At 65.0% G+C, this 23,422-nt stretch carries 22 protein-coding genes; 16 read left to right on the forward strand and 6 right to left on the reverse strand.

What is annotated here, in order from left to right; all coding sequences use genetic code 11:
- Positions 1-118 precede the first annotated feature (118 nt).
- Positions 119-733: a hypothetical protein gene (locus ACEN8U_RS21990; RefSeq protein ID WP_013588110.1), complete on the forward strand. Its 615-nt coding sequence runs from the start codon at positions 119-121 to the stop codon at positions 731-733.
- Between the two features lie 168 nt (positions 734-901).
- Here ACEN8U_RS21990 and ACEN8U_RS21995 read toward each other — a convergent pair whose 3' ends face one another.
- On the reverse strand, positions 902-1,744 hold the full coding sequence (locus tag ACEN8U_RS21995) for a DMT family transporter (RefSeq protein WP_310110140.1): 843 nt from the start codon (positions 1,742-1,744) through the stop codon (positions 902-904).
- Positions 1,745-2,072: 328 nt separating this feature from the next.
- Between ACEN8U_RS21995 and ACEN8U_RS22000 the strand changes: the two genes are divergently transcribed.
- On the forward strand, positions 2,073-3,641 hold the full coding sequence (locus ACEN8U_RS22000) for a methyl-accepting chemotaxis protein (RefSeq protein ID WP_310110141.1): 1,569 nt from the start codon (positions 2,073-2,075) through the stop codon (positions 3,639-3,641).
- 247 nt (positions 3,642-3,888) lie between these two features.
- The gene (locus tag ACEN8U_RS22005) at positions 3,889-4,749 is read left to right on the forward strand and encodes a class I SAM-dependent methyltransferase (RefSeq protein ID WP_310110142.1); all 861 of its coding nucleotides are present in this window, start codon (positions 3,889-3,891) and stop codon (positions 4,747-4,749) included.
- A gap of 57 nt (positions 4,750-4,806) precedes the next feature.
- On the opposite strand, the gene chrA is transcribed toward ACEN8U_RS22005, so the two are convergent.
- From chrA to ACEN8U_RS22020, 3 genes are all read right to left on the reverse strand, one after another.
- Positions 4,807-6,135, reverse strand: a complete 1,329-nt coding sequence (chrA, locus tag ACEN8U_RS22010) for a chromate efflux transporter (protein ID WP_310110143.1) — start codon at positions 6,133-6,135, stop codon at positions 4,807-4,809.
- Positions 6,136-6,374: 239 nt separating this feature from the next.
- Entirely contained in the window at positions 6,375-7,847 is a 1,473-nt protein-coding gene (locus ACEN8U_RS22015; protein WP_310110145.1) for a UdgX family uracil-DNA binding protein, read from the reverse strand.
- Between the two features lie 6 nt (positions 7,848-7,853).
- On the reverse strand, positions 7,854-9,065 hold the full coding sequence (locus tag ACEN8U_RS22020; protein ID WP_310110146.1) for a putative DNA modification/repair radical SAM protein: 1,212 nt from the start codon (positions 9,063-9,065) through the stop codon (positions 7,854-7,856).
- 169 nt (positions 9,066-9,234) lie between these two features.
- On the opposite strand from ACEN8U_RS22020, the gene ACEN8U_RS22025 reads away from it, so the two are divergent.
- The 11 genes from ACEN8U_RS22025 (at position 9,235) to ACEN8U_RS22075 (ending at position 19,303) form a co-directional block, all read left to right on the forward strand.
- On the forward strand, positions 9,235-9,840 hold the full coding sequence (locus tag ACEN8U_RS22025) for a 2'-5' RNA ligase family protein (RefSeq protein ID WP_310110402.1): 606 nt from the start codon (positions 9,235-9,237) through the stop codon (positions 9,838-9,840).
- Positions 9,841-10,002: 162 nt separating this feature from the next.
- On the forward strand, positions 10,003-10,446 hold the full coding sequence (locus ACEN8U_RS22030) for a DnaJ family domain-containing protein (RefSeq protein ID WP_310110148.1): 444 nt from the start codon (positions 10,003-10,005) through the stop codon (positions 10,444-10,446).
- The gene (gene tadA, locus ACEN8U_RS22035) at positions 10,443-11,126 is read left to right on the forward strand and encodes a tRNA adenosine(34) deaminase TadA (protein ID WP_374725936.1); all 684 of its coding nucleotides are present in this window, start codon (positions 10,443-10,445) and stop codon (positions 11,124-11,126) included. The genes ACEN8U_RS22030 and tadA overlap by 4 nt, the downstream gene beginning before the upstream one ends.
- 49 nt (positions 11,127-11,175) lie before the next feature.
- Positions 11,176-12,105 carry a muramoyltetrapeptide carboxypeptidase gene (gene ldcA, locus ACEN8U_RS22040; RefSeq protein ID WP_310110149.1) on the forward strand — a complete coding sequence of 310 codons (930 nt, stop codon included), beginning with the start codon at positions 11,176-11,178 and terminating at the stop codon, positions 12,103-12,105.
- Between the two features lie 309 nt (positions 12,106-12,414).
- A complete protein-coding gene (locus ACEN8U_RS22045; protein ID WP_310110150.1) occupies positions 12,415-13,263 on the forward strand; it encodes a GntR family transcriptional regulator in 849 nt (282 codons plus the stop codon).
- A 356-nt stretch (positions 13,264-13,619) separates the two neighbouring features.
- Positions 13,620-15,101, forward strand: coding sequence for an NCS1 family nucleobase:cation symporter-1 (locus tag ACEN8U_RS22050; RefSeq protein ID WP_310110151.1), 1,482 nt, complete (start codon positions 13,620-13,622; stop codon positions 15,099-15,101).
- Between the two features lie 101 nt (positions 15,102-15,202).
- Positions 15,203-16,030, forward strand: a complete 828-nt coding sequence (locus tag ACEN8U_RS22055) for an aspartate/glutamate racemase family protein (RefSeq protein ID WP_015002431.1) — start codon at positions 15,203-15,205, stop codon at positions 16,028-16,030.
- Between the two features lie 194 nt (positions 16,031-16,224).
- Complete coding sequence (puuE, locus tag ACEN8U_RS22060; RefSeq protein ID WP_310110153.1) at positions 16,225-17,175, forward strand: allantoinase PuuE; 951 nt, start codon at positions 16,225-16,227, stop codon at positions 17,173-17,175.
- Entirely contained in the window at positions 17,172-17,693 is a 522-nt protein-coding gene (gene uraD, locus ACEN8U_RS22065) for a 2-oxo-4-hydroxy-4-carboxy-5-ureidoimidazoline decarboxylase (RefSeq protein ID WP_310110155.1), read from the forward strand. Before puuE ends, uraD begins: the two co-directional genes overlap by 4 nt.
- A gap of 87 nt (positions 17,694-17,780) precedes the next feature.
- Positions 17,781-18,794 carry an allantoicase gene (gene alc, locus ACEN8U_RS22070; protein WP_013588126.1) on the forward strand — a complete coding sequence of 338 codons (1,014 nt, stop codon included), beginning with the start codon at positions 17,781-17,783 and terminating at the stop codon, positions 18,792-18,794.
- Positions 18,791-19,303 carry an ureidoglycolate lyase gene (locus ACEN8U_RS22075; RefSeq protein ID WP_310110156.1) on the forward strand — a complete coding sequence of 171 codons (513 nt, stop codon included), beginning with the start codon at positions 18,791-18,793 and terminating at the stop codon, positions 19,301-19,303. The genes alc and ACEN8U_RS22075 overlap by 4 nt, the downstream gene beginning before the upstream one ends.
- Positions 19,304-19,709: 406 nt before the next feature.
- Here the strand turns inward: ACEN8U_RS22075 and ACEN8U_RS22080 are convergent, their stop codons facing one another.
- Both ACEN8U_RS22080 and uraH read right to left on the reverse strand, forming a co-directional pair.
- Positions 19,710-20,903, reverse strand: coding sequence for a urate hydroxylase PuuD (locus ACEN8U_RS22080; RefSeq protein ID WP_310110158.1), 1,194 nt, complete (start codon positions 20,901-20,903; stop codon positions 19,710-19,712).
- Positions 20,904-21,100: 197 nt separating this feature from the next.
- On the reverse strand, positions 21,101-21,454 hold the full coding sequence (gene uraH / locus ACEN8U_RS22085; protein ID WP_013588129.1) for a hydroxyisourate hydrolase: 354 nt from the start codon (positions 21,452-21,454) through the stop codon (positions 21,101-21,103).
- 261 nt (positions 21,455-21,715) lie between these two features.
- Here uraH and ACEN8U_RS22090 point away from each other — a divergent pair, with 261 nt between their 5' ends.
- Both ACEN8U_RS22090 and ACEN8U_RS22095 read left to right on the forward strand, forming a co-directional pair.
- Positions 21,716-21,877 (forward strand): hypothetical protein, encoded by a 162-nt coding sequence (locus ACEN8U_RS22090; protein ID WP_310110160.1) that lies wholly within the window; start codon positions 21,716-21,718, stop codon positions 21,875-21,877.
- Positions 21,878-21,987: 110 nt separating this feature from the next.
- Positions 21,988-23,385, forward strand: a complete 1,398-nt coding sequence (locus tag ACEN8U_RS22095; RefSeq protein ID WP_310110161.1) for an 8-oxoguanine deaminase — start codon at positions 21,988-21,990, stop codon at positions 23,383-23,385.
- The last annotated feature ends 37 nt before the right edge of the window (positions 23,386-23,422 follow it).

Here is a 23,422-nt window from a genome sequence, read left to right on the forward strand (position 1 = left end):
TTGTAATGCGGTTTTTTGTAATGCGGTTTTTTAATGCAGCCTGGCGGCGCGGCTCTGCTGTGCCTCTTTTGCTGCCTGTTTCGCAGTCTCTCAACCGTTTCTCATGGAGCGTTCATACATGTCTATTCGCCTGAAACTCGGCCTCACACTTGCGACGCTGGCTTTTGCCGGCGCCGCGCTCGCGCAAACGCCCGCCGCCAAGCCGTCGCGTATTCGCGGCGACATCGTCTCGCTCGACGGCGATGTACTGAAGGTGCATCGCCGCAGCGGCGATACGGTATCGATCGAATTGAAGCCGGCAGTGACCGTGTCGGCCGTCAAGTCGATGCAGCTGTCCGACATCAAGCCGGGTTCGTTTGTCGGCACCGCGGCGACGACCGGCACCGACGGCAAGCTCACCGCCACCGAAGTCGTGGTGTTCCCCGAAGCCGCGCGCGGCACGGGCGAGGGCCACTATAGCTGGGACCTCGGGCCCAACAGCACGATGACGAATGCCAACGTCGACACCGTGGTTCAGGGCACGAGCGGCCGCAACCTGAAGCTGTCGTACAAGGGCGGCAGCAATGAAGTGACGGTGCCGCCGAATGTACCTATCGTCACCTTTACGCCGGCCGCGCGCACGGATCTGACGCCGGGCAAGAAGGTGTTTGTGGTCGCGACCGAGGCATCGCAGGGCGCCTATGTCGCTCAGCGCCTCGTCGTCGAAAAGGATGGCGTTGCGCCGCCGATGTGATGCAGTGATGTAATGCGGCAAAAAGCGCGGCAAAAAGCGCGGCAAAAAGCGCGGCGATGAAGCGGCGCGGGCGGTGTCGAGGTTCCACGCACAAGCGCCCGGCCGCGGCCGCCGGCGCACCAATGCACGTGGGCCTCGGCGCATGCGCGAGGGCCCACGCGTCAAGCGTCAAAGCCCGAGACACACCGCGCCGGCCGCCACCACCAGGCAGGCGAGCCAGCGCTTGCCATTCACCGTTTCGCCGAGAAACACGCGCCCGATCAGCACCGCGAACACCACGCTGGTCTCGCGCAAGGCGGACACCGTGCCCATTGCGCCGGACTGCATCGCCCAGATCACGATGCCATAGGCCGCGATCGATACCACGCCGCCCACGAGCGAAGAGGCGATGGCCGCGGGCGCTGCGCGTACCGGAGTCCAAAGCGCCGCGGCCCCGCGCATGGCGACGAACAGCACGGGCATGAGCCAGTAGAAGAGGAACATCCACGCGGTATAGGCCAGCGCCGCGCCGCCGGAGAGCCGCACGCCGATGCCGTCGATCACCGTATACAGCGCGATGGTTGCGCCAGTGGTGAGCGCGGCCAGCACGCCCGCGCGCGACACGCGTCCCGCCTGCAGCGCAATTGCGATGATGCCGCCGGAGATCATCGCGATGCCGAGCGCGTGCAGCGGGCCGATCGCCTCATGGGCGAACAGCGCCGCGCCGAGCGTGACGAGGAGCGGCGACGAGCCGCGCGCGACCGGATACGCCTGCGCCAGGTCCCCGCGACGATAGGCGTGCACAAGACTCGCGTTGTAGCCGATATGCACGAGCCCCGATGCGATCACATACGGCCACGCCGCGGCCGCCGGAAGCGGCGTGAACACAACAATGAGCGTGCTGACGGCCGCAATCGCGACGCTCATCCACGTCATCGAGAGAAAGCGGTCGCGGTTGCCGTGCAGCAGCGCGTTCCAGCTGGCGTGGAGAAGGGCTGCAAGGAGAACGAGACCGCCGGTGTAGCTGAGCATGGAAAGGAGGCCCTGTCGGGCCCGGGTTGAGGTTGAGTTTGAGTTTGAGGGCGCGCTGACGGGCGTGAGCGCCGGGGCTTCGATCTTAAACGGAATCGCCGCCAATGCGCAGGCACGGCTCGACGTCGCGCCCGACGCCCGACGGCCGACGTGTGTCGCAATCGGCACTATCCACGTCGCATTGCCGCAAATCCGCTGCGACGTTCGTGCCGTAAAGCTGTGAGTCGGTTTCCGATCAGTCATTCCTTTCACAGCCCGATCTTTGCTATCCGGAGGAACGGACCGGGCGGGCAGCGTGCGTGGCCGCTGCCCGCCCGGTCTCATGCCTATGTGCAGACACATCACCATCCGCGGCGGATTGGCCGCGACGATCGCCGGTTACACGCTGCTGCTGATGCTGGTCATCGTGGCCGGCATTGCAGGGCTTTATGACAGCAGCAATGCGCTGCGCGACATGTATCAGGACGACACGGCGTCGCTGCTGCATCTGAAGACGAGCTCCGAGCGTCTGCTGCAATTGCGCGGCGGTCTCGGCGAAGCCGAGCAGATCATCAGCGCGGGCAAGCCGGCCAAGGATGCCATCGCGCGACTGCATGTCCTGCTCGATTCGAGCAACCGCGAACTGGAAGCCTACCGGGCGCTGCATGTGCCCGACAGCGTCGAAAAGCCGCTCGTCGACGCCATGGATGCAAAGCGTCAGCGCCTGCTCGCGCAGGTGTTCCAACTGGCGCTCAAACAGCTCGACGACGACAACCTCGTCGATTTCCTGACGACGCAGCGCGAAGCGCCCGCTGCGCTCTTTGCCGACTATCAGGCTGCCTTGACGGCGCTGGAGGACTATCAGGTCGAGCGCGAAAAAGCGCGCTTCGAGCACGCGGAGGCGCGTTTTCGCGTGATGTTGTGGGCGCTCGGCATCACGGGCGGCGTGGCGCTCGTGATCGGCGTGCTCGCGCAGCGCACGCTCGCGCGCGCCATCGTCCAGCCGATCAACATGGCGGTCGATCACTTCGGCCGGATCGCGGGCGGCGATCTGACGGGCGCGATCGCAGTGCAGCGCGATAACGAAATGGGTTATCTGCTCGATGCGCTCAAGGGCATGCAGAATAGCCTCGTGCAGACGGTCCAGAAAGTTCGCGCGAGTACCGAGGCGATCGTGCACGACGCGCGCGCGATTGCGGGCGGCAGTGTGGACCTGTCCACGCGCACCGAGCAGCACGCGGCCTCTCTGCAGCAGGCGGCGGCGAGCATGGAGCAACTGACCGCCACGGTGCGCCAGAACGCCGACAGTGCGCGCCGCGCTGTCGAGCTGGCGACGGGCGCCTCCGAGATCGCGTCGCGCGGCGGGCAGGTGGTCGACCAGGTCGTCGCGACAATGGACGCCATTTCGGGAAGCTCGGACCGGATCGTCGGCATTGTGAGCGTGATCGAGGGCATCGCGTTTCAGACCAACATCCTCGCGTTGAACGCGGCGGTCGAAGCGGCCCGTGCCGGCGAGCAGGGCCGCGGCTTCGCGGTGGTCGCCTCCGAGGTGCGCAATCTCGCGCAGCGCTCGGCTGCGGCGGCGCGCGAGATCAACGAACTGATCGGCGACTCGACCGTCAAGGTCAAGGACGGCAGCACGCTCGTCGGTCGCGCGGGCGCGACGATGGAAGAAGTGGTCGAAGCGGTGCGGCGCGTGACGGCCATCATGACCGAGATCAGTCTCGCTTCGAGCGAGCAGACCGCGGGCATCGAGCTCGTCAACACCAGCGTCACGCAGATGGAGGAAATGACGCAGCATAACTCCGCGCTCGTCGAAGAGGCGTCGGCCGCCGCGCTGTCGCTCGAAGAGCAGAGTCGCGAACTCAACGACGCGGTGGCCGTGTTCCGTTTGAAGGAGGACCGGGCGGCCGGCTGAGGGAGGCCGGTGCGCGGCGCTCTCGTGCTGCTGGACGCTTATGTGCTGGATCGCGATGGACCGCGTGGTACGCCGTGGTTCGATGTGGTTCGGCGTGGTGCGACGTGCCTGCAGGCGGCGGCGCATGCCGCGTTCATGCCGATGCTAGACTTTTGAGTCTGCTGCGCGCTGCGCCGACGGCCCGAACGCAGCGACGGCACAAGGGCTTCCCGCATCGCGCGAACACGGACAAGGAGGATCGGCGGTCATGAACGAAGAGCGAGACCTGGCACCGGACAGCACCGCGGCCCGCGTCGCCCTGTGGCGCGCGCTGCATACCGAGGCGGACGCCGCGCCGCATGTTTTCGACGATCGGATCGGGTTGAAGCTGCTGTCTCCCGGCGACGATTGGCGCGAGCGCGGCGACATGGACCCGCAGTTCACGCGGCCGTTTCGCGCGTCGATCGTGGCTCGGGCGCGCTTCATCGAAGATCTGGTTGCCGGGCAGGCTGCGCGCGGAATCGAGCAATATGTGATTCTCGGCGCGGGCCTCGACAGCTTTGCGCAGCGCAAGCCCGAGCTCGCCGCGCGCCTGACTGTGTTCGAGATCGATCAGCCGGTGCCGCAGGCGTGGAAGCGTCAGCGGCTCGTCGAGCTCGGGTTCGGCATTCCGCGCTGGCTGCGCTTCGTGCCGGTCGATTTCGAGGCCGGCGAAGCGTGGCGCGAGCGGCTCGTGGCGGAGGGCTTCGACAGCAGCAAGCCGGCCATCGTGGTCTCCACGGGCGTGAGCATGTATCTGACACGCGAGGCCAACGCAGCCACGTTGCGTCAGGTCGCGGGTTTCGCGCGCGGATCGACGCTTGCCATGACCTTTCTGTTGCCGCTGCATCTGGCGGATCCCGAGGTACGCCCGGGGCTGGAGATGGCCGAAAAGGGCGCACGCGCGAGCGGCACGCCTTTTTTGAGCTTCTTCACGCCGGAGGACATGCTCGCGCTGGCCGGCGAAGCCGGCTTCACGCAGGCACAGCATGTTTCGGCGGCCGAGCTGACACGACGCTACTTCGCGGACAGGACCGATGGTTTGCGTCCGCCGAACCATGCCGAGGAACTGCTGGTTGCGAACACCTGATGCCGTTGGCGAGGCACGCTGCGCTGCACGCGACGTGCAAAACCCCGTGCCTTAGCCTTACGCCAGCAGCCGCAAGACGAGCCCGGCCGCGCCGCACGCGAGCACCACCGGTATCACGCCGGCCTTGAAGCGAAAGAGCGCAATGGCCGCCGCGACGCCGATGACGAGCGACAGCCAGTCGAAGCTCCCATGCAGACCCTTTGGCCACAAGACGTGCAACGCAAAAAAGACCGCGAGATTCACGATGACGCCGACCACCGCGGCGGTAATCGCCGTCAGCGGTGCGGTGAATTTCAGATTGCCGTGCGTGGTCTCGATGAACGGCCCCCCGAGCAGGATGAACATGAACGAAGGCAGAAAGGTGAAGAACGTGACGACTGTCGACGCGACGACCGCGGACAGCAGCTGCGCGTCGGGACCGAATATCGCTCTCGTCCATCCGCCGACAAAGCCGACGAACGCGACCACCATGATCAGCGGGCCGGGCGTCGTTTCGCCGAGCGCGAGACCGTCGATCATCTGAAGTCCCGTCAGCCAGTGCTGATGCTCGACCGCGCCCTGATAGACGTACGGCAAAACGGCATACGCGCCGCCGAACGTCAGCAGCGCAGCCTTGGTGAAAAACCACGCCATTTGCGCAAGTGCGCCATTCCAGCCGAAGAGCACGGCCAACGTGCCGATTACCGCCAGCCAGATGGCGACGAAGCTCGCGAGCACGATGAAAAAACGCTTCCAGGTAAAGAGCGCGTGGCGGGGCGTCGGCGTGTCGTCGTCGATCAGCGCGCGGCCATGAGCCTGCCCGGCGGCGTCGTGCCTTGCGCCGATCGCGAAGGTCCCCGGCGCGTATTTACCGCCGACGTAGCCGATGATGCCGGCCGCGAGAACGATCAATGGAAAGGGCACCTCGGCGACGAAAATCGCAATGAACGCCGCGGCGGCGATCGCCCATAGCCACGCGTTTTTGAGCGCGCGCGAACCGATGCGATACGCGGCGAACACGACGATCGCGGTCACGGCCGGCTTGATGCCGTACAGCACGCCGGCCACCGCCGGGACGCTGCCGTACACGAGGTAGACCCACGACAGGGCCATCAAAATAAAAAGCGACGGCAGCACGAAAAGCCCGCCTGCGATCACGCCGCCCCACGTGCGATGCATGAGCCAGCCGATGTACGTGGCCAACTGCTGAGCCTCGGGCCCCGGAAGCACCATGCAGAAATTGAGCGCATGCAGGAAGCGTTTTTCGGAGATCCAGCGCTTTCTTTCGACGAGTTCCTGGTGCATCAGCGCGATCTGGCCGGCAGGGCCGCCGAAGCTCATGAAGCCGAGCCGCAGCCAATACCAGAATGCAGTGGTGAGCGGAACGGGCGCGACGTCGTCTTTCATTGAAGTGGACCGGTTGGTTTTTTATGCTGCGGGTGGCGGGATTGCCGCCTGGCCAGGCGCTTCGGTTGCGACATCTCGGGACACGCTCGGGACACGCTCGGGACACGCTCGGGACACGCTCGGGACACGCTCGGGACACGCTCGGGACACGCTCGGGACACGCTCGGGACACGCTCGGGCGACACACGTGCGGCATGTTCGGGACACGCTCCGATGCCGGATGCGACGCAGTCTAGCAGTTACCGCGCTCCGCGCGGGCCGGCTCCGCGGGATGCCGCCAGTTGACGCGCCTTGATCAGTGCCCCGGTGATGGCGGCCGTCACCTTCTCGCGCGCAGCGCCGTCCCGCTGACGCAATGCAAACGACGGATGATAGGTGGCGATGCCCCAACCGCCCTCGAGCTCGAACGGGCCGCTGAGATAGTCGCTCAAGCTTGCGCTTTCACGCAGCAACGCATGGAGCGCGGTGGCCCCGAGCACGACGACGACCGATGGCCGGACCGTGGCGAATTCATGCGCGAGCCAGTGAGAACAGGCTTCCACTTCACGCTGCGCGGGCGTTTTATGCAGCCGCCGCTTGCCGCGCGGTTCCCACTTGAAATGCTTGACCGCGTTGGTCAGATAAAGCTCGTCGCGCGTGAGCCCGGCGCGCGCGATGGCGCTGTTCAGCAGTTGTCCCGCCGGGCCGACGAAGGGCTCGCCGCTCAGGTCTTCCTGATCGCCGGGCTGCTCGCCGATCAGCATGATAGGCGCGGGCCGCGGCCCTGCGCCGCCGACGGCTTGCGTCGCGTGCCGCCACAGATCGCAGCGCCGGCACGCATCCAGCGACGACGGCTGATCGCGCGCCGGCTGCGCTGATTCCGCTTCGACGGGGATGGCCTTGCCGCCGAGTGCGGTCACGCCGCTCGCTTGCGCCACCCGCCGCGCGCCGGTCCTCGCTTCACTGAGCATGGCGGGAATCAGACGGCCCTCCGGCAGGCCTTTCCAGAACCGCACCGGCATGTGCTGCTGGAGCGCCGCCTCGTTCAGGCGGGCAGGGTTGAACGTACTGCGGTAATACGCGAGCCACAGGGATTCGGCTTCGTCGTTTGTATCCGAATGGTGCGGATCGCACAACGCGCGGCGCGCCTCGATATGCAGCTGCGAGCCGTCCCAGAACGCGGCGCCGTGAGGTGTCGCGATCATCCACGAAGAACGCCCCATGCGTTGCGCGAAATGCTCGGCGACCCAGCCGAGCACGTCGTGTTCCGGCTCGTACCACGCGATGTACTCGGGCCCCGAAGCGTCCGATTGCTGCTTGCGAAAGCGCACGTACGCAATCATGTCGTGCCTCGCGCGCCGCACGCATTTGGCCATGTGGTAAAGCCGCGCCCCGTCGACATCCGCTGGCGACGCCACCGCCCGGTCGCCGTGTTGCCAGCGCCATAACACCTTGTAGAGAAACGCCCAGCGCTGCGGCTCCCGGTACAGCGCGGCGTCGTGCAGCAACGCCGCGAGGTCCTTCGACACGTGGACCGCGGGCGCTTGCGCCGCCGACCCGTTGCCCTCGGTTTCGCCATAGTCGAAAGCCGTCTGCCCGGCTAGCGGCGTTGCACCGGCACTTTCGCGAATGCGCCACTCGATGGCCTCCGGCGCGAGCCCATGAGCGAGTGCAGCGAGCGAAGCGGCACGCCATACCTCAAAGTGGTTGTCGATTTCAATGCGACGGAGCACGGCGTTTCACCACAGCTGCATTTGCACGGACGGCGGCGTCAACACCCGCCGCAGATGCGCCGACGACGCGTCATGCATGGCCGCGCGATAGTCCTGCGTGACGACGAACGGCTTGATTTTTTCCAGCGGACAACGCAGACGCACGAGGTCTTCGTAGCGCACGCGGCGCGAACGACGCAATTCGACAAGCCGCTTTGCATTGCGCATGCCGATGCCCGGCACGCGCGCGATCATGCGCAGCGGCGCGCGGTTCAGGTCCACCGGAAACTGCTCGCGATGCGCAAGCGCCCATGCCAGCTTCGGGTCCATGTCGAGCGGCAGATTGCCCGGCTGCTGGAATAGCTCGCCGACGCTAAAGCCGTAGCCGCGCAGCAGAAAATCCGCCTGATACAACCGGTGCTCACGCAGCAACGGCGGCGCTTCACCGGGCACGGCCGAAGGACTGTCAGGAATCGGACTGAACGCCGAGTAATACACCCGCTTGAGCCGGTATGAGCCATACAGCGTTTCGGCGGTCTGCAGAATCGTGCTGTCGTTCGTCTGGTCGGCGCCGACGATCATTTGCGTGCTCTGGCCGGCGGGACTGAACCTGGGGGCTCGCGTGTCGCTCAGCGCTTCCTCTTGCGCGAGGCGGATCGACCCCATGGCAAGCTTGATGGTGCGCACGTCCTTTTCCGGCGCGAGCCGCGCGAGACTCACCTCCGTCGGCAGTTCGATATTCACGCTCAGCCGGTCCGCGTAGCGGCCGGCCTGCGCGATCAGTTCCGGATCGGCGTCTGGAATGGTTTTCAGGTGAATGTAGCCGCGGAACTGGTGATCGACGCGCAATGACTGGGCGACCCGAACCAGTTGCTCCATGGTGTAATTCGAAGACTGGATGATGCCCGAGCTCAGAAACAGCCCGTCGATATAGTTGCGCCGGTAGAAGTCCAGCGTGAGATCGACGACCTCCTCAGGCGAGAAGCGCGCCCGCGGCACATTGCTGGAGCGCCGGTTGACGCAGTATTGGCAGTCGTACAGACAGAAGTTGGTGAGCAGAATTTTCAGGAGCGACACGCAGCGCCCGTCCGGCGTGAAGCTGTGACAAATGCCCGCGCCGGTGCTCGCACCGAGGCCCTGCGTGCCGCGCGACGCCCGCTTCGGCGCGCCGCTGCTCGCGCAGGATGCGTCGTACTTTGCTGCGTCCGCCAGGACTTCGAGCTTTTTTCGCAATTCCACGTTGCCGCCAATACTGTATGGATGTACAGTATTCTACGTAGGCGCTTAGCAAGCGCAAGCGTTTTTTGAAGGCTCGGCGGTGCCACGCCAACGCGTGCTGCGGGCCGCGAGCCGGTTCAATGCGAAGGAGGATCCGTGTAGATGTCGGCTTTCACCACGCAGGAGCGAGATGCCTGAACAACTGTGGTTGCCCGGGCTGGAGGCGCCGCCTACCCCAACAGACGGTTTGTTTTTCGCGGTCTTTCCGGACAGCAATACGGCGGCCGGTATTTCAAAGCTCGCGCAGCGGCTTTGTGGGGAAGCGCGCGCCCGCGGCAGGCCGCTCGCGGCCAGTCGTCTGCATGTCACGCTGCGGCATCTCGGCACTTTCGCGGGCGGGCTGCCGCCGGCTCATGTTGAGGCGGCAATGCAGGCCGCGGCGTCGATCCGCATGGCGCCGTTTACCGTGGAGTTCGACACGGTCGCGAGTTTCGCTTCCAAACCGCGCCCGGGCCCGCTGGTTCTGACGGGAACCGATGGCCTCGTCGGTCTTCATACTCTGCATGACGCGTTGTACGACGCATTGCGGAACTGCGGCATTGAGAGTGGCAGGAGTTCCGCGGCGGGGGTTTTTACGCCGCATGTGACGTTGGCTTACGGTCTGCCGTGGGCGGCCGCCCAGCCGGTTGAGCCGGTTTGCTGGAACGTGCGCGCTTTTGCGCTGATACACAGCTTGTTGGGGCGGACCCGGCATGTTGTGCTTGCGCGCTGGCCGCTCGAAGGCGTCACGCCCTGATGCGTCACGCGCGGGCACGGTCGCTGGCGTGATCGCGCTATCACTGCGCGGCACCGGAACGGCTGCGGTGTGCCGGTATGCCCGTATGCCCGTATGCCAGGCCGGGAGAGCCATCGGGCACTCCCTGATAGAATGCTTGGGCCGCAACGTAGTGGATTGCAGATGAGATTGCTTGATGCGTTAGTCGAACAGCGTATTGCCGCCGCCGCACGCGGCGAATTCGACGATTTGCCGGGCGCGGGCGCGCCGCTCAGCCTGGACGACGATGCGCTCGTCCCGGAAGAAGTGCGCGTGGCTAACCGGATTCTGAAAAATGCGGGTTTCGTGCCGCCTGCGGTCGAACAGCTGCGCGCGCTGCGCGACTTGCAGACCGAACTGAACGCGGTGAGCGACAACGCTAGCCTGTATCGCTTGCAGGCGCGCATGCTGGCGCTCGACATGGCGCTCGAGTCGCTGCGCGGAGGCGCGTTGGCGCTGCCGCATGAATATTGCCGCCGCATCGCTGAACGACTGTCCGAGAGGGCTTCGAACGGCGACGTATCCCATGCAGGGGGCGCCGAACCGGTCGCCCCCGCCGCGGCGTTGGCTGGCGCGAGGTCGCAGTGAGCGAGCCCGTCGCCCATTGCGGCGTGCCGCAAGCGGACCCGGATGGGGCCGAGGCCGGCAAGGCGTCGGCGGTGCCGCGTGCCGGGCAGGGCGGCGCTGAAGTTGTCGTCGGCGAGGCCACAGCGTCCGCCCAACCCATCTCCGACCGCGATCGCCGCTTCATGGCGCTGGCTCAGGCCGCCGCCGAGGAGGCGCGCGCGGCCGGCGAAGTGCCCGTCGGCGCCGTGCTCGTGCGCGGCGACGAAGTGATTGCCAAAGGTTTCAACCATCCGATCGGTGCGCACGATCCTTCGGCGCACGCGGAAATGATCGCCTTGCGCACCGCGGCGCAGATTGTCGAGAACTATCGCTTGCCCGGCTGCGAACTGTATGTGACGCTCGAGCCCTGCCTGATGTGCGCGGGCGCGATCATGCACGCTCGCATCGCTCGTGTAGTGTTCGGCGCGCGCGATCCCAAGACGGGCGCGTGCGGCAGCGTCGTCGACGCCTTCGCGAACCCGCAACTGAATCACCACACGGAGGTCGTCGGCGGCGTGCTCGAAAGCGAATGCGGCGCGGCGCTGAAGTCGTTTTTCGCCGAGCGGCGCCGCGCCGGCCGCGAAGCGCGTGCTGCGGCGCGCGCCGGTGTCGCAACACCGGACGGGCATCATGTGCAAAGCGATCCGGACAAGGCGCTCTGAGCTGCAAACCGGCCCGACGTTTTCCCAACAAGACACACCGCTCCCGCCGATGACCGTCCACCGCACCTTCGATCTGATCGCACCATCCGGCTATCCGCACGACCCGGCCGTGCTGACTCGCGCGCTGGAACGCCTGCGCGCACAAGGGCATCGCGTGCAAGGCGTGGAAGCGACTCAGCGCCGCTATCAGCGCTTTGCGGGAACCGACGGCGAGCGCGCGGCGGACCTGAATCGGCTCGCCGACGCAGCGCGTGCGCTGCCGGATATCGTGCTCGCCGTGCGCGGCGGATACGGCGCGGTGCGCATTCTGGCCGAGCTCGACTATGCGGGCCTGCAACGCCGGCTGGCCGATCAGCCGGTCGCGCTCGTCGGCCACAGCGATTTCACGGCGATTCAGCTCGCGCTGTTCGCCCGCGCTGGGCTCAAAACGTTCAGCGGCCCCATGCTGATGAGCGACTTCGGCGCGGAACACGTCAGCGAATTCACGATGCAGCACTTCTGGGCGGCGCTGACCGAGCCCTCCGTGACGATCGCGCGGAACGTGCCGCAGGCGCGCGCGTTGGACGTCCGCGGCACCTTCTGGGGCGGCAATCTGGCGGTACTCACGTCGCTGATCGGCACGCCGTATATGCCGGCGGTGGAGGGCGGGGTGCTGTTTGTCGAGGACGTCAACGAGCAACCGTTCCGTATCGAGCGGATGCTTTATCAACTGCATCTGTCGGGCATTCTCGATCAGCAGCAGGCGCTCGTGCTCGGCGATTTTTCGGGCGGCAAGGCGTTCGACTACGACAACGGCTACGACCTCGACGCCGTGATCGACCAGATGAGGTCGGTGATCGGCATTCCGATTGTGACCGGCTTGCAGTTCGGTCACGTGCCGGACATGTTGACGCTGCCGGTCGGAGCCGACGCACACCTTGTCGCGGATAAAGACGGTTTCAGGCTGACCTTGTCCAATTATCCGTGCCTGCGCGGATAGCGCGAGAGACGAAAGCGGGCTTCGGCCCGTTTTTTTATGGACTAAGCACGCAACTAACTGATGGCGCTCCAACGCCAGTTGGACCGGCAAACACCGTCTGAGGCACGACAATTTTGTCAACAAAAGCGGCTACGCCAGGACGGTGAAAATCCTGGTGACTTTGCCGCTGTGTCAATACCGGCATGGCTTCGAACCACGCGTGCGCGCTGCGTTCAACCTAAGGCGGGAAAAATTGTCGAAGATACCAGCAAAAATTGTTGACAATATTTATGTCCATCCTATTATGACCAACATACCGAGACGCAAATCATGTCCGACACCGAATCGACCAGCGCGAATAGTTCGAAGTCCGAAGCAATTGCCGAGCGCATCCGCGCCGCGATTCTCGAGCATCGGCTGGCGCCGGGTGCCAAACTGACGGAAGCACAGTTGTGCGAAGTATTCGACGTCAAGCGCGGCCCGATCCGACAGGCGCTCGCGCAGCTTGCGACGGACCGTCTCGTGGATCTGGAGCCGAACCGCGGTGCGTTTGTCGCGAGTCCCTCGCTTCAGGAAGTGCATGAGGTGTTCGAGATGCGCCGCATCATCGAGCTGGCCGTCGTCGAAAAGATTTGCAGCGGGCACGGCATGCGCCGCCTGAAAAGCATCGGCAGCATGATCGGCCGCGAACGCAAAGCGTTCGAGACGCGTGATTTTTCTTCGTGGATTCGTCTGTCCGGCGAGTTCCACACGGAGTTGGCCCAGCTCACCGGCAATACGGTGCTGTGCGACTGCCTGAACGGACTGGTGGCGCGCTCCACGCTGATTTCGGCGTTATACGAATCGCTTGGCCGCAGCCCGTGCTCTTTTGAGGACCACGAAGCCATTCTCGCCGCGCTCGACGCCGGCGATGCAAAAGCGGCGGCGGCATTGATGTCGCGCCATCTGCAAAGCGTCGAGTTGAAGATGCTGGAGCGGCCCGCGCGCGGCGCAGCCGATCTGCACGAGGTGTTCGGCTCGATGAGCGGCGCAACGAGCGGCGCAATGAGCGGCGCAACCAGTGTCCCGAAGATCAGCGCAAAGAGCATGGAAACAGGCGGCGCAATGAACGGCGCGGGCAAGGCGTCATTCGAAGAAGCATCCGTCAAGTCGTCCAAACGCAAGTCCGCGCCAAGCTGAGGCACGCGGCCGGCGTGCGCCCGTTGCTGGTGCGCGCCGCACTGAACTGAACCGAATCCAGCGAGCGTTGCGAGGCGGCCCGGCGAGGGCGCTGCCGGCCGGCGCGCGCACGTCCGTCGCCAGGCCGCCGGGCGAGACTGTCAGCAGCCCCATTGCCGGAGATCCGCGGAAGGCCGGCAATGCGATAACCACAAGTACTTCAGTACGGAGACACCCGCGGCGTGGCCATGACGGCAACGCGCTCCTCTTCCGTTCGAGAGGAAGAAAGCTGCGCGGCGCGCAGTACAGCCGCAACTGGCATGGCCAATGCAGTGCCCTTCGATTCGCAATCGACGGTCCCATCACAAGGAGGAATCATGGCTCAGTTCAGTGCAGCGCCCGGCAGTTCCGCAATCCCCCCTTATGCAGACGGCGACACTTCCGGCGAGACAGCGCTGCCGGCCGGCTACAGCGAGCGCTTGTATAACGCGGACCTCGCGCCGTTGCGTCACCAGACCTGGGGCGCCTACAACATCTTCGCGTTCTGGATGTCGGACGTGCACAGCGTCGGCGGTTATGTGTTTGCCGGAAGCCTGTTCGCGCTCGGCCTGACGAGCTGGCAGGTGCTGATTGCGCTGCTGGTCGGCATCACCATTGTCAACGTGCTGTGCAACATGATCGCGAAGCCGAGCCAGGCGAACGGCGTGCCGTATCCGGTGGCCTGCCGCGCGACCTTCGGCGTGCTCGGCGCCAACATCCCCGCGGTGATTCGCGGCCTGATCGCGGTGGCGTGGTACGGCATCCAGACCTATCTCGCGTCGAGCGCGCTGGTGATCGTGGTGTTGAAATTCGTGCCGCAACTCTTGCCCTACGCAGACGTGCATCGCCACGGCTTCATGGGGCTGTCGACGCTTGGCTGGTGCGGCTTCATGCTGCTGTGGGTGTTGCAGGCGCTGGTGTTCTGGCACGGCATGGAGACGATCAAGAAGTTCATCGACTTCGCCGGTCCGGCGGTTTATGTCGTGATGTTCATTCTCGCGGGCTATATGGTGTATCGCGCAGGATGGCGCAACATCGGCATCAACCTGGGCGGCGTCAAGTATCACGGCATGGAGGTGCTGCCGGTCATGATTACGGCAACCTCGCTCGTGGTGTCGTACTTCTCGGGGCCGATGCTCAATTTCGGCGACTTTTCCCGCTACGGCAAGAGTTTTCGCAGCGTGCAGCGCGGCAACTTCTGGGGACTGCCGGTTAACTTCCTCGCGTTCTCGCTCGTGACGGTGATCACCACGGCGGCCACGCTGCCGGTGTTCGGCCAACTGATCACCGATCCTGTCGAAACGGTCGGCCGCATCGACTATCCGACCGCCGTGATTCTCGGCGCGCTGACTTTCACGGTTGCCACCATCGGCATCAACATCGTCGCGAACTTCGTGTCGCCGGCCTTCGACTTCTCGAACGTTGCGCCGAAGCTCATCAGCTGGCGTGCGGGCGGCATGCTGGCGGCGGTCGCGTCGGTCTTCATCACGCCGTGGAATCTGTTCAACAATCCCGCTGTGATTCACTACACGCTGGACGTGCTCGGCAGCTTCATCGGACCTTTGTACGGAATCCTGATCGTCGATTACTACCTCGTGAAACGTCAGAAGGTCGTGCTCGACGATCTGTACACGGTCGCGCCCACGGGTTCGTACTGGTATCGCAACGGCGTCAATTATCGGGCGGTGGCCGCGCTTTTGCCGGCCGCCGTTATCGCCGTGCTGTGCGTGATGGTGCCCTCGCTCGACGGTATGGCGAATTTTTCGTGGTTCATCGGCGCGGGTCTTGGGGCGCTGTTCTATCGCGTGCTGGCACGGTGAGGGTCGGCAGCTAAGGGCAACTAAGGGAAGCTGAAGGGCAGCTAACGGAAGCTGAAGGGCAGTGCCGCTGCACTGCTCCCGCAGAGGGAAGAGGAGACGAGATGCGTATCAAACTGATCAATCCGAACACGACGCAGCGCATGACCGATGCCATGGGCCGCTGCGCACGCGAAGTCGCCGCGCCGGGCACGGAGGTGATCGCCGTGAGTCCGACGATGGGCCCGCCGTCCATCGAAGGCTATTACGACGAAGCGCTCGCGACGCCCGGCCTTCTCGCCGAAGTCATGGCGGGCGAGCGCGAGGGCTGCGACGGCTACGTGATCGCGTGTTTCGGCGACCCAGGTCTCTACGCGGCGCGCGAACTCGCGCGCGGGCCGGTGATCGGCATTGCGGAGGCGGCCATGCATGCGGCGAGCGTGCTGGCGCCGGGCTTTTCCGTCGTCACGACGCTTGCGCGCACCTGCGGCATGGCGTGGCATCTCGCCGAGCGCTACGGCATGAAGCGTTTCTGCCGCAACGTCCGTGCGACCGACGTCGCCGTGCTCGATCTGGACAAGCCGGGCTCGGCGGCGCGCCGCATCATCCTCGACGAATGCCGGCGCGCGCTGGCCGAAGACGGCTCGGACGCGATCGTGCTCGGCTGCGCGGGCATGGCCGAGCTATGCGCGGAAATTCAGGACGCGCTCGGCGCGCCCGTGATAGAAGGCGTGACGGCCGCCGTCAAATGGACCGAAGCGCTCGTCGCCCTGCGGCTTTCAACGGCCAAACGCGGTGACTACGCGCGGCCGCTCGCAAAGCGTTACGACGGTGCGCTGGAATCGTTCAGTCCGTCGGCGGCGGAGCCGAACGCCGTAGCGCCGCGTGCAATGAGTGCCGATTCGCTGCGGGTAAACACCAGCCAGGCCGAGCCGCACATACATTCAGTCTGACACGCACTATCTGTGCGGCTGTATGGGCGCATCGGGGCGTTTTCGCTACACTGATCCAACTCGGTGCGGGCTGCGCGACGGGCTTTCCGCCGCTCCCGCGCCGGCCGCCGCGGCCACGTCGCGCGCGACTCGAGGCGCACCGTACGCCGAGCCTCGCGAACACCCACGTATTGTCACCACGCATTCGTCAAACCATGCCACTCGACCCCAACTATCCACGCGATCTGATCGGCTACGGCCGCCACCCCGTGCAGGCGAACTGGCCGGGGCGAGCGCGCGTCGCAGTGCAATTCGTCCTCAATTACGAGGAAGGCGGTGAAAACTGCGTGCTGCACGGCGATCCCGGCTCGGAGCAGTTTTTGTCGGAGATCGTCGGCGCGGCTGCCTATCCGGCTCGTCACATGAGCATGGAGTCGATTTACGAGTACGGCTCGCGCGCCGGCGTGTGGCGCATTCTGCGGGAATTCGAAAAGCGCGGCCTGCCGCTCACGGTGTTCGGCGTGGGCATGGCGATTGAACGACACCCGGAGCTCGCGCGCGCTTTCGTCGAACTCGGTCATGAGATTGCCTGTCACGGCTATCGCTGGATTCACTATCAGGACGTCTCGCCGGAAAAGGAAGCGGAGCACATGCGCCTCGGCATGCAGGCCATCGAACGTGTAACGGGTGAGCGGCCGCTCGGCTGGTACACCGGCCGCGACAGCCCGAACACGCACCGGCTCGTCGCCGAATACGGCGGCTTCCTGTACGACTCCGATTACTACGGCGACGACCTGCCGTTCTGGATGGACGTCGAGGTCACGGGCGGTTCGACGGTGCCGCAACTGATCGTGCCGTACACGCTCGACACCAACGACATGCGTTTCGCGAGTCCGCAGGGCTTTAACACGGCGGACCATTTTTTCGCGTATCTGCGCGACGCGTTCGACGTGCTCTACGAAGAAGGCGACGAAGCGCCCAAGATGCTGTCGGTCGGCATGCATTGCCGGCTGCTCGGACGGCCCGGGCGGTTTCGCGCGCTGCAGCGCTTTCTCGATCACATCGAGCAGCATGACCGCGTGTGGGTGACGCGGCGCGTCGATATCGCGCGGCACTGGCGCGAACATCATCCCTATCAGCAAACCAACCGCGGGGCAGCGGCATGAAGGCGATGCAATACACACTGGACCAACTCAACAGCCTTTCGACCGACGCGTTCGTCGCAGCGCTGTCGGGCATTTTCGAGCACTCGCCGTGGGTCGCGGAAATCGCCGCGCGCGAGCGGCCGTTTGCGAGCCTCGACGAATTGCATCGCAAGATGTCGAACATTGTCGAGACTTCAGGCGAAGAGAAGCAGCTCGCACTCATCAACGCCCACCCGGAACTCGCCGGCAAGGCCGCGGTGCGCGGCGAACTCACCGCGGAATCGACGCGCGAGCAAAGCGGCGCGGGCTTGTCGCAATGCACGCAGCAGGAGTTCGACAAACTGCTCGCGCTGAACGCCGCCTATCGCGAGAAGTTCGGCTTTCCCTTCATTCTCGCGGTGCGCGGCTATGACCGTCACGGCATCATCGCGAACTTCGAGGCGCGCGTGAACAATAGCCGCGCCGACGAACTGCGCGCGAGTCTGGATCAGATCTACCGTATCGCACGTTTGCGGCTCGAAGACCTGATTGACGCGTGATGACCGCGTGAGCACCGCTGCGCGTGCGCGCGGCGGCGCGTCACCGGAACGTTTTCTAGCCCTAAACAAACATCAAGGAAGACAAAGATGGCACTCCCGATTCTCGACCCCAACGCACCCGAATTCACGCGCCGCTACGTGAATCTGGCGGACCCGCGTCTCGGCGCGCAGGCGCTCGAGGCCAGCGACGAATTCTTCGCCCCGAAGGAGCGGATGCTGAATCCGGAACCGGCCGTCTTCATTCCAGGCAAGTACGACGAGCACGGCAAATGGATGGACGGCTGGGAAACGCGCCGCAAGCGCGTGACGGGCTACGACTGGTGCATCGTCAAGCTCGCGCGTCCGGGCGTGATCAAGGGACTCGACCTCGACACGAGCCACTTCACCGGCAACTTTCCGCCGGCCGCTTCCGTGCAGGCCGCGCGCGTGGTGGACGGCGTGCCGAACCAGTCGACGCAATGGACCGAAATCGTGCCGTCGACCACGTTGCAGGGCAATAGCCACCACTATCTGGAAGTCGGCGACGCGACTGCCTACACCCACCTGCGCGTGAACATCTATCCGGACGGCGGCATCGCGCGTCTGCGTGTGTACGGCCAGCCGCAAGTCGACTGGGCGGGCGCGAGCCGCACGGAGCTGTTCGATCTGGCCGCGATGGAAAACGGCGCCTACCTCGTCGCCGCGAATAATCAGCACTTCGGCGCGGCCTCCACCATCCTGATGCCGGGCCGCGGCGTGAACATGGGCGACGGCTGGGAAACCCGGCGCCGCCGCGAACCGGGCAACGACTGGGCGATCGTTGCGCTGGCACAGCCGGGCGTGATTACGAAGATTGAAGTCGACACCGCGCACTTCAAGGGCAATTATCCGGACCGCTGCTCGATCCAGGCCGCGTATGTCACCGGCGGCACGGACAGCTCGCTCATCACGCAAGCCATGTTCTGGCCGGTGCTGCTCGGCGAGCAGAAGCTGCAAATGGACAAGCAGCATTACTTCGAAAGCGAGATCGCCGCGCTCGGGCCGGTCACGCACGTGCGCTTTAACATCATTCCGGACGGCGGCGTGTCGCGTCTGCGTCTGTGGGGCACGCTCGCATCATGAAGACGCTCGCGATCGAACCGTTGACAAAGGAAGCTTTCGCCGCATTCGGCGATGTGATCGAGCTCGAGGGCGCGAAGCAGATTCCGATCAATCTCGGCACGACGATCCGCTATCACGATCTGGCGAAAGTGGACGTGACGGACGAGAACGGCCGCACGCTCGTGAACCTGTTTCGCGGACAGCCGCGCAGCCTGCCTTTCGAAGTGAAGATGCTGGAGCGGCATCCGCTCGGCAGCCAGGCGTTCGTGCCGCTGAACGACAAGCCGTATCTCGTCGTCGTCGCGCCGGCGGGCGAGCTCGACGAATCGAAAATCCGCGCTTTTGTCACGAGCGGTTGGCAGGGCGTCAATTACGCGAAGGGCGTGTGGCATCACCCGCTGATCGCGTTGGGCGACGTGAGCGACTTTATCGTCGTGGATCGTGGCGGGGAGGGGCTCAACCTCAACGAGCAGGATCTGGCGCAGCCGCTGTGGCTGACCGAGGATGCATTGAGCGCGGTGGCGGTTTAGGTTTTCTCGTCGGTGCCTTCCGACGGCAAGCGGTAGCAGTGTTTGAAGGGCTCACGGCAGACATGCCGTGAGCCTTTTTTGCTTGCCGGTTCTGTTGCTGCGGAGTTCCGTCGTGTGGCGCTCGGTGCCGCCTCGCAGTTCACGCACCGAAACTGCCGAACGGCTGAAGGCAGGCGTGCCACTGCTGTGGCCCAAGCTGCTGGGGCCCAAGCTGTGCCCCACACCTCGCCACGGGCGCCGCGTTTTTGGCCGCGGCCGGCGGCAGCTTTCGACCGACCGCCGCGGCGTGAGGTCCCCGGTAAGTCCATCTGCCCAGCCGGCAAAAAAGCGGGCTTCCCGCTTGCGCGAAAAACCCGCTTTGAGACATTCACCGGCCGGGACAACAAGCGGCCCGGCCGCACTTCAATCACTTCGCCGCGCCACCCTGGAACCAGGCGGCGATCTTCATCCGCTCGTCGTCGGTCATGTGGGTCACGTTGCCGAGCGGCATCGCCTTGAGCGTGACCGCTTGCTGGTAGATCCGCTGCGCGTTCTGCGAGATTTCATCCGGCGTATCGAGCAGCACGCCAGCGGGGGCGCTGCCCATCATCGTCGGATGCGCGGAGTGGCATGCCACGCAGCGCTGCTGCAACACAGGCGCGATGTCGGCCACTTTCACCGTGGGCGCGTTCGCGGCCTGCGCCTGCGCGACCATCGGCTTCGGCATGGTCCAGAAGAGGGCGCCGAACATCAGCGCGATGCCCACCAGCGGCAGATACCACAGCACCTGGCCGCGATGACGCATCACGAAGAACTGACGGATCAGCGCGCCGGCCAGCATGATCACGAGGAGCACGGCCCAGTTGTACGGATGCGTGTACGTCATCGCGTAGTGGTTCGACAGCATCGCGAACACCACGGGCAGCGTGAAATACGTGTTGTGCACCGAGCGTTGCTTGCCGCGCTTGCCGTAGACCGGATTGGGCGTGTCGCCCTTCAACATCGCGTCGACCATCTTGCGCTGGCCGGGAATGATCACGAAGAACACGTTCGCCGACATGATCGTCGCGAGCATCGCGCCCATGATCAGATAGGCTGCGCGTCCCGCAAAGATGTGACACGCGAGCCACGCCGCGATCAGCACATACACGCCGACGCAGATGCCGAGCACCTTGTCCTTGTTGCCGAGCATCCGGCACAGCGAGTCGTACACGATCCAGCCCGCCGCGAGAAAGCCGAGCGCCGACGCGACGGCGACCACCGGGCCCATGTCGAGCACATTCCTGTCGATCAGATACGTGGACGGCGAAAACAGATACAGCACGGTGAAAAGACCGAAGCCCGACAGCCACGTGGTGTAGGACGGCCACTTCGACCAGTGCAGGTCGTCCGGCATTTCGGGCGGCGCGACCGTGTACTTCTGCATGTTGTAGAAGCCGCCGCCGTGCACGTGCCACAGTTCGCCGAACACGCCGCGCCGGCGCTGGTTCGGGTCCTGCGGCGGTCTCAGGCTGTTGTCGAGCGCGACGAAATAGAACGACTCGCCGATCCACGCAATGGCGGCGATGACGTGAAACCAGCGAATCGCGAGATTCAACCAGTCGGTGATAAAGCCTTCCATGAAACTCCTCCACTTCTGATTCGTTGTTCGCGCAGCGGCGGGCCGTGCCTCGCGCATCCGCCTGACGGATGGATTGCGCCTGCCGGACGCCGCCCCGCGGACTGCGGGTGAAAGACGCCATGCGCTCAGTTCGCACGGCGTCGTTTTGCCGGGTTTTTATTGGGCTCTTGCGTAGAACACGTATTGCGCCGACGCGCTCAGCTGCCCCGATAGGTGCTGTACGACCAGGGCGACACGAGGAGCGGCACGTGATAGTGCGCAGCAGCGTCGGCGATGCCGAAGCGCAACACGACGCGATCCACGAAACGCGGCTCGGGCACCCTGGTGCCGATCGACGCGAAGTAGTCGCCCGCCGCGAACACCAGTTCGTATTCGCCCGCGACAAGAGCGTCGCCTTGCAGGAGCGGCTCGTCGCAGCGGCCGTCGTCATTGGTGAGCGTCGTTTTCAGCGCGCGGCGTGTGTCGCCCGAAAGCGCGAAGAGTTCGACCTTGATGCCCGCGCCGGGACGGCCGTTCGCGGTGTCGAGCACATGGGTAGTGAGCTTTCCCATTCGCAGTTTTCCTTGTGTGTTTGCGAGGTTTCGGCGGCGGCCCGATCCAGATACGTGTGCGGCGGATCGAGGCTCCACGTCAGTGGCTACATACCCGTCGGCGAATTGAAGCGAGCGCCGTGGCAGCCATTGTAAAAAGTTGTTCTGTCCAGCGCGCGCCCGATAAGAAAGATAATAGCTGGCGCATGAAGGACAGTGCGCTGAAAGCCGCGCGACGCTTCAGGCGCATACGATCCCCACTGGATCGTACCGGCGTCAAAAATGGCCCACTATATCGGCAGCCTGAAGATGGTTATCGCAGCGGCGCGAGTTGCCATCGTTATTTTGGCCGTCGAAGGTTACGCCTGTGCGCCGCAGCAACGGCCGGCCCGGGCAGACAGCACGGGCCTGCTGCGCGGCGCACGTCCCGAAGACGGCGCATGACGCTGGGTAACCGGGCCAACGGCGTTCGACGGGACGCGGCGGCGCGGTTCGTGCGCCGTCACATCGCGTTCGGACGACTTTGCACGGAAGCAATCAGGCGGAGAAAACGGATGGCGATGGCAGAGGCATTACAGAACACGAACAAGCCACGCAGAACCCTGCTGGTGAAGCACGCAGACGTGCTCGTCATGATGGACGGCGCGCGGCGCGAGTTGCGCGACGGCGGCCTTTATATCGAGGACAACCGCATCGTCGCGGTCGGGCCAACGGCGCAACTGCCGCCCACCGCGGACGAAGTGCTGGACATGCGCGGGCATCTGGTGATTCCGGGCCTCGTGAATACGCACCACCACATGTACCAGAGCTTGACGCGCGCGATCCCGGCCGCGCAGAACGCCGAGTTGTTCGGCTGGCTCACGAATCTGTACAAGGTGTGGGCGAATCTCACGCCGGAGATGATCGAAGTATCGACGCTGACCGCGATGGCCGAGCTCTTGCTCTCCGGCTGCACCACGTCGAGCGACCATCTTTATATCTACCCGAACGGCAGCCGGCTCGACGACAGCATCGCCGCCGCGCGCCGCATCGGCATGCGCTTTCACGCGGCGCGCGGCAGCATGAGCGTGGGGCGCAAAGACGGCGGCCTGCCGCCCGATTCGGTGGTGGAGCGCGAGGCGGACATTCTGGAAGACACGCAACGGCTCATCGAGACATATCACGACGACGGCCGTTACGCGATGCTGCGCATGGTCGTCGCGCCGTGCTCGCCGTTTTCGGTGAGCCGCGACCTGATGCGCGAGTCGGCGGTGCTGGCGCGGCACTATGGCGTGTCGCTGCACACGCATCTTGCGGAGAACAGCAACGACATTGCCTATAGCCGCGAGAAATTTGGCATGACACCCGCGCAATACGCGGAAGATCTGGGCTGGGTCGGGCGCGACGTGTGGCACGCGCACTGCGTGCAGTTGGACGATGCCGGCATCGAGCTCTTTGCGCGCACGGGCACGGGCATCGCGCATTGTCCGTGCTCGAACATGCGGCTTGCGTCCGGCATTGCGCCAGTCGGGCGGATGCGGCGCGCGGGTGTGCCGGTCGGCCTCGGCGTGGACGGCTCGGCGTCGAACGACGGCGCGCAGATGGTTGCCGAAGTGCGCCAGGCGTTGCTGTTGCAGCGCGTCGGTTTTGGCCCGGATGCGATGACCGCCCGCGAAGCATTGGAGATCGCCACGCTTGGCGGCGCCAGGGTGCTCAATCGCGACGACATCGGCGCGCTTGCTCCCGGCATGGCGGCGGACTTCGTGTCGTTCGATCTGCGTCAGCCGCTCTTTGCCGGCGCGTTGCACGACCCGGTGGCGGCGCTGGTGTTCTGCGCGCCGTCGCAGGTGAGTCATAGCGTGATCGGCGGCAAGGTCGTGGTGCGGGACGGGCAGTTGACGACGCTGGAACTGGGACCGGTCATCGAGCGGCATAACCGGCTGGCGCAAACGCTTTACGAAGCCGCGGGGTAAGGCGCGGTGCGGCGTGCCGCGGGCGCTCCTGCGAGCC

The sequence above is a fragment of the Paraburkholderia phenoliruptrix genome, assembly GCF_047325075.1.
GTDB lineage: Bacteria > Pseudomonadota > Gammaproteobacteria > Burkholderiales > Burkholderiaceae > Paraburkholderia > Paraburkholderia phenoliruptrix.

Coding starts and splice junctions, on each gene's coding strand:
- ACEN8U_RS22095 (WP_310110161.1), top strand. CDS start 21,988: ATGGCGATGGCAGAGGCATTACAGAACACGAACAAGCCACGCAGAACC.
- ACEN8U_RS22000 (WP_310110141.1), top strand. CDS start 2,073: ATGTGCAGACACATCACCATCCGCGGCGGATTGGCCGCGACGATCGCC.
- uraD (WP_310110155.1), top strand. CDS start 17,172: ATGAAGGCGATGCAATACACACTGGACCAACTCAACAGCCTTTCGACC.
- chrA (WP_310110143.1), bottom strand. CDS start 6,135: ATGAAAGACGACGTCGCGCCCGTTCCGCTCACCACTGCATTCTGGTAT.
- ACEN8U_RS22055 (WP_015002431.1), top strand. CDS start 15,203: ATGCGTATCAAACTGATCAATCCGAACACGACGCAGCGCATGACCGAT.
- ACEN8U_RS22050 (WP_310110151.1), top strand. CDS start 13,620: ATGGCTCAGTTCAGTGCAGCGCCCGGCAGTTCCGCAATCCCCCCTTAT.
- ACEN8U_RS21990 (WP_013588110.1), top strand. CDS start 119: ATGTCTATTCGCCTGAAACTCGGCCTCACACTTGCGACGCTGGCTTTT.
- puuE (WP_310110153.1), top strand. CDS start 16,225: ATGCCACTCGACCCCAACTATCCACGCGATCTGATCGGCTACGGCCGC.
- ACEN8U_RS21995 (WP_310110140.1), bottom strand. CDS start 1,744: ATGCTCAGCTACACCGGCGGTCTCGTTCTCCTTGCAGCCCTTCTCCAC.
- ACEN8U_RS22080 (WP_310110158.1), bottom strand. CDS start 20,903: ATGGAAGGCTTTATCACCGACTGGTTGAATCTCGCGATTCGCTGGTTT.
- uraH (WP_013588129.1), bottom strand. CDS start 21,454: ATGGGAAAGCTCACTACCCATGTGCTCGACACCGCGAACGGCCGTCCC.
- ACEN8U_RS22030 (WP_310110148.1), top strand. CDS start 10,003: ATGAGATTGCTTGATGCGTTAGTCGAACAGCGTATTGCCGCCGCCGCA.
- alc (WP_013588126.1), top strand. CDS start 17,781: ATGGCACTCCCGATTCTCGACCCCAACGCACCCGAATTCACGCGCCGC.
- ACEN8U_RS22090 (WP_310110160.1), top strand. CDS start 21,716: ATGGCCCACTATATCGGCAGCCTGAAGATGGTTATCGCAGCGGCGCGA.
- ACEN8U_RS22005 (WP_310110142.1), top strand. CDS start 3,889: ATGAACGAAGAGCGAGACCTGGCACCGGACAGCACCGCGGCCCGCGTC.
- ACEN8U_RS22075 (WP_310110156.1), top strand. CDS start 18,791: ATGAAGACGCTCGCGATCGAACCGTTGACAAAGGAAGCTTTCGCCGCA.
- ACEN8U_RS22025 (WP_310110402.1), top strand. CDS start 9,235: ATGCCTGAACAACTGTGGTTGCCCGGGCTGGAGGCGCCGCCTACCCCA.
- ACEN8U_RS22045 (WP_310110150.1), top strand. CDS start 12,415: ATGTCCGACACCGAATCGACCAGCGCGAATAGTTCGAAGTCCGAAGCA.
- ldcA (WP_310110149.1), top strand. CDS start 11,176: ATGACCGTCCACCGCACCTTCGATCTGATCGCACCATCCGGCTATCCG.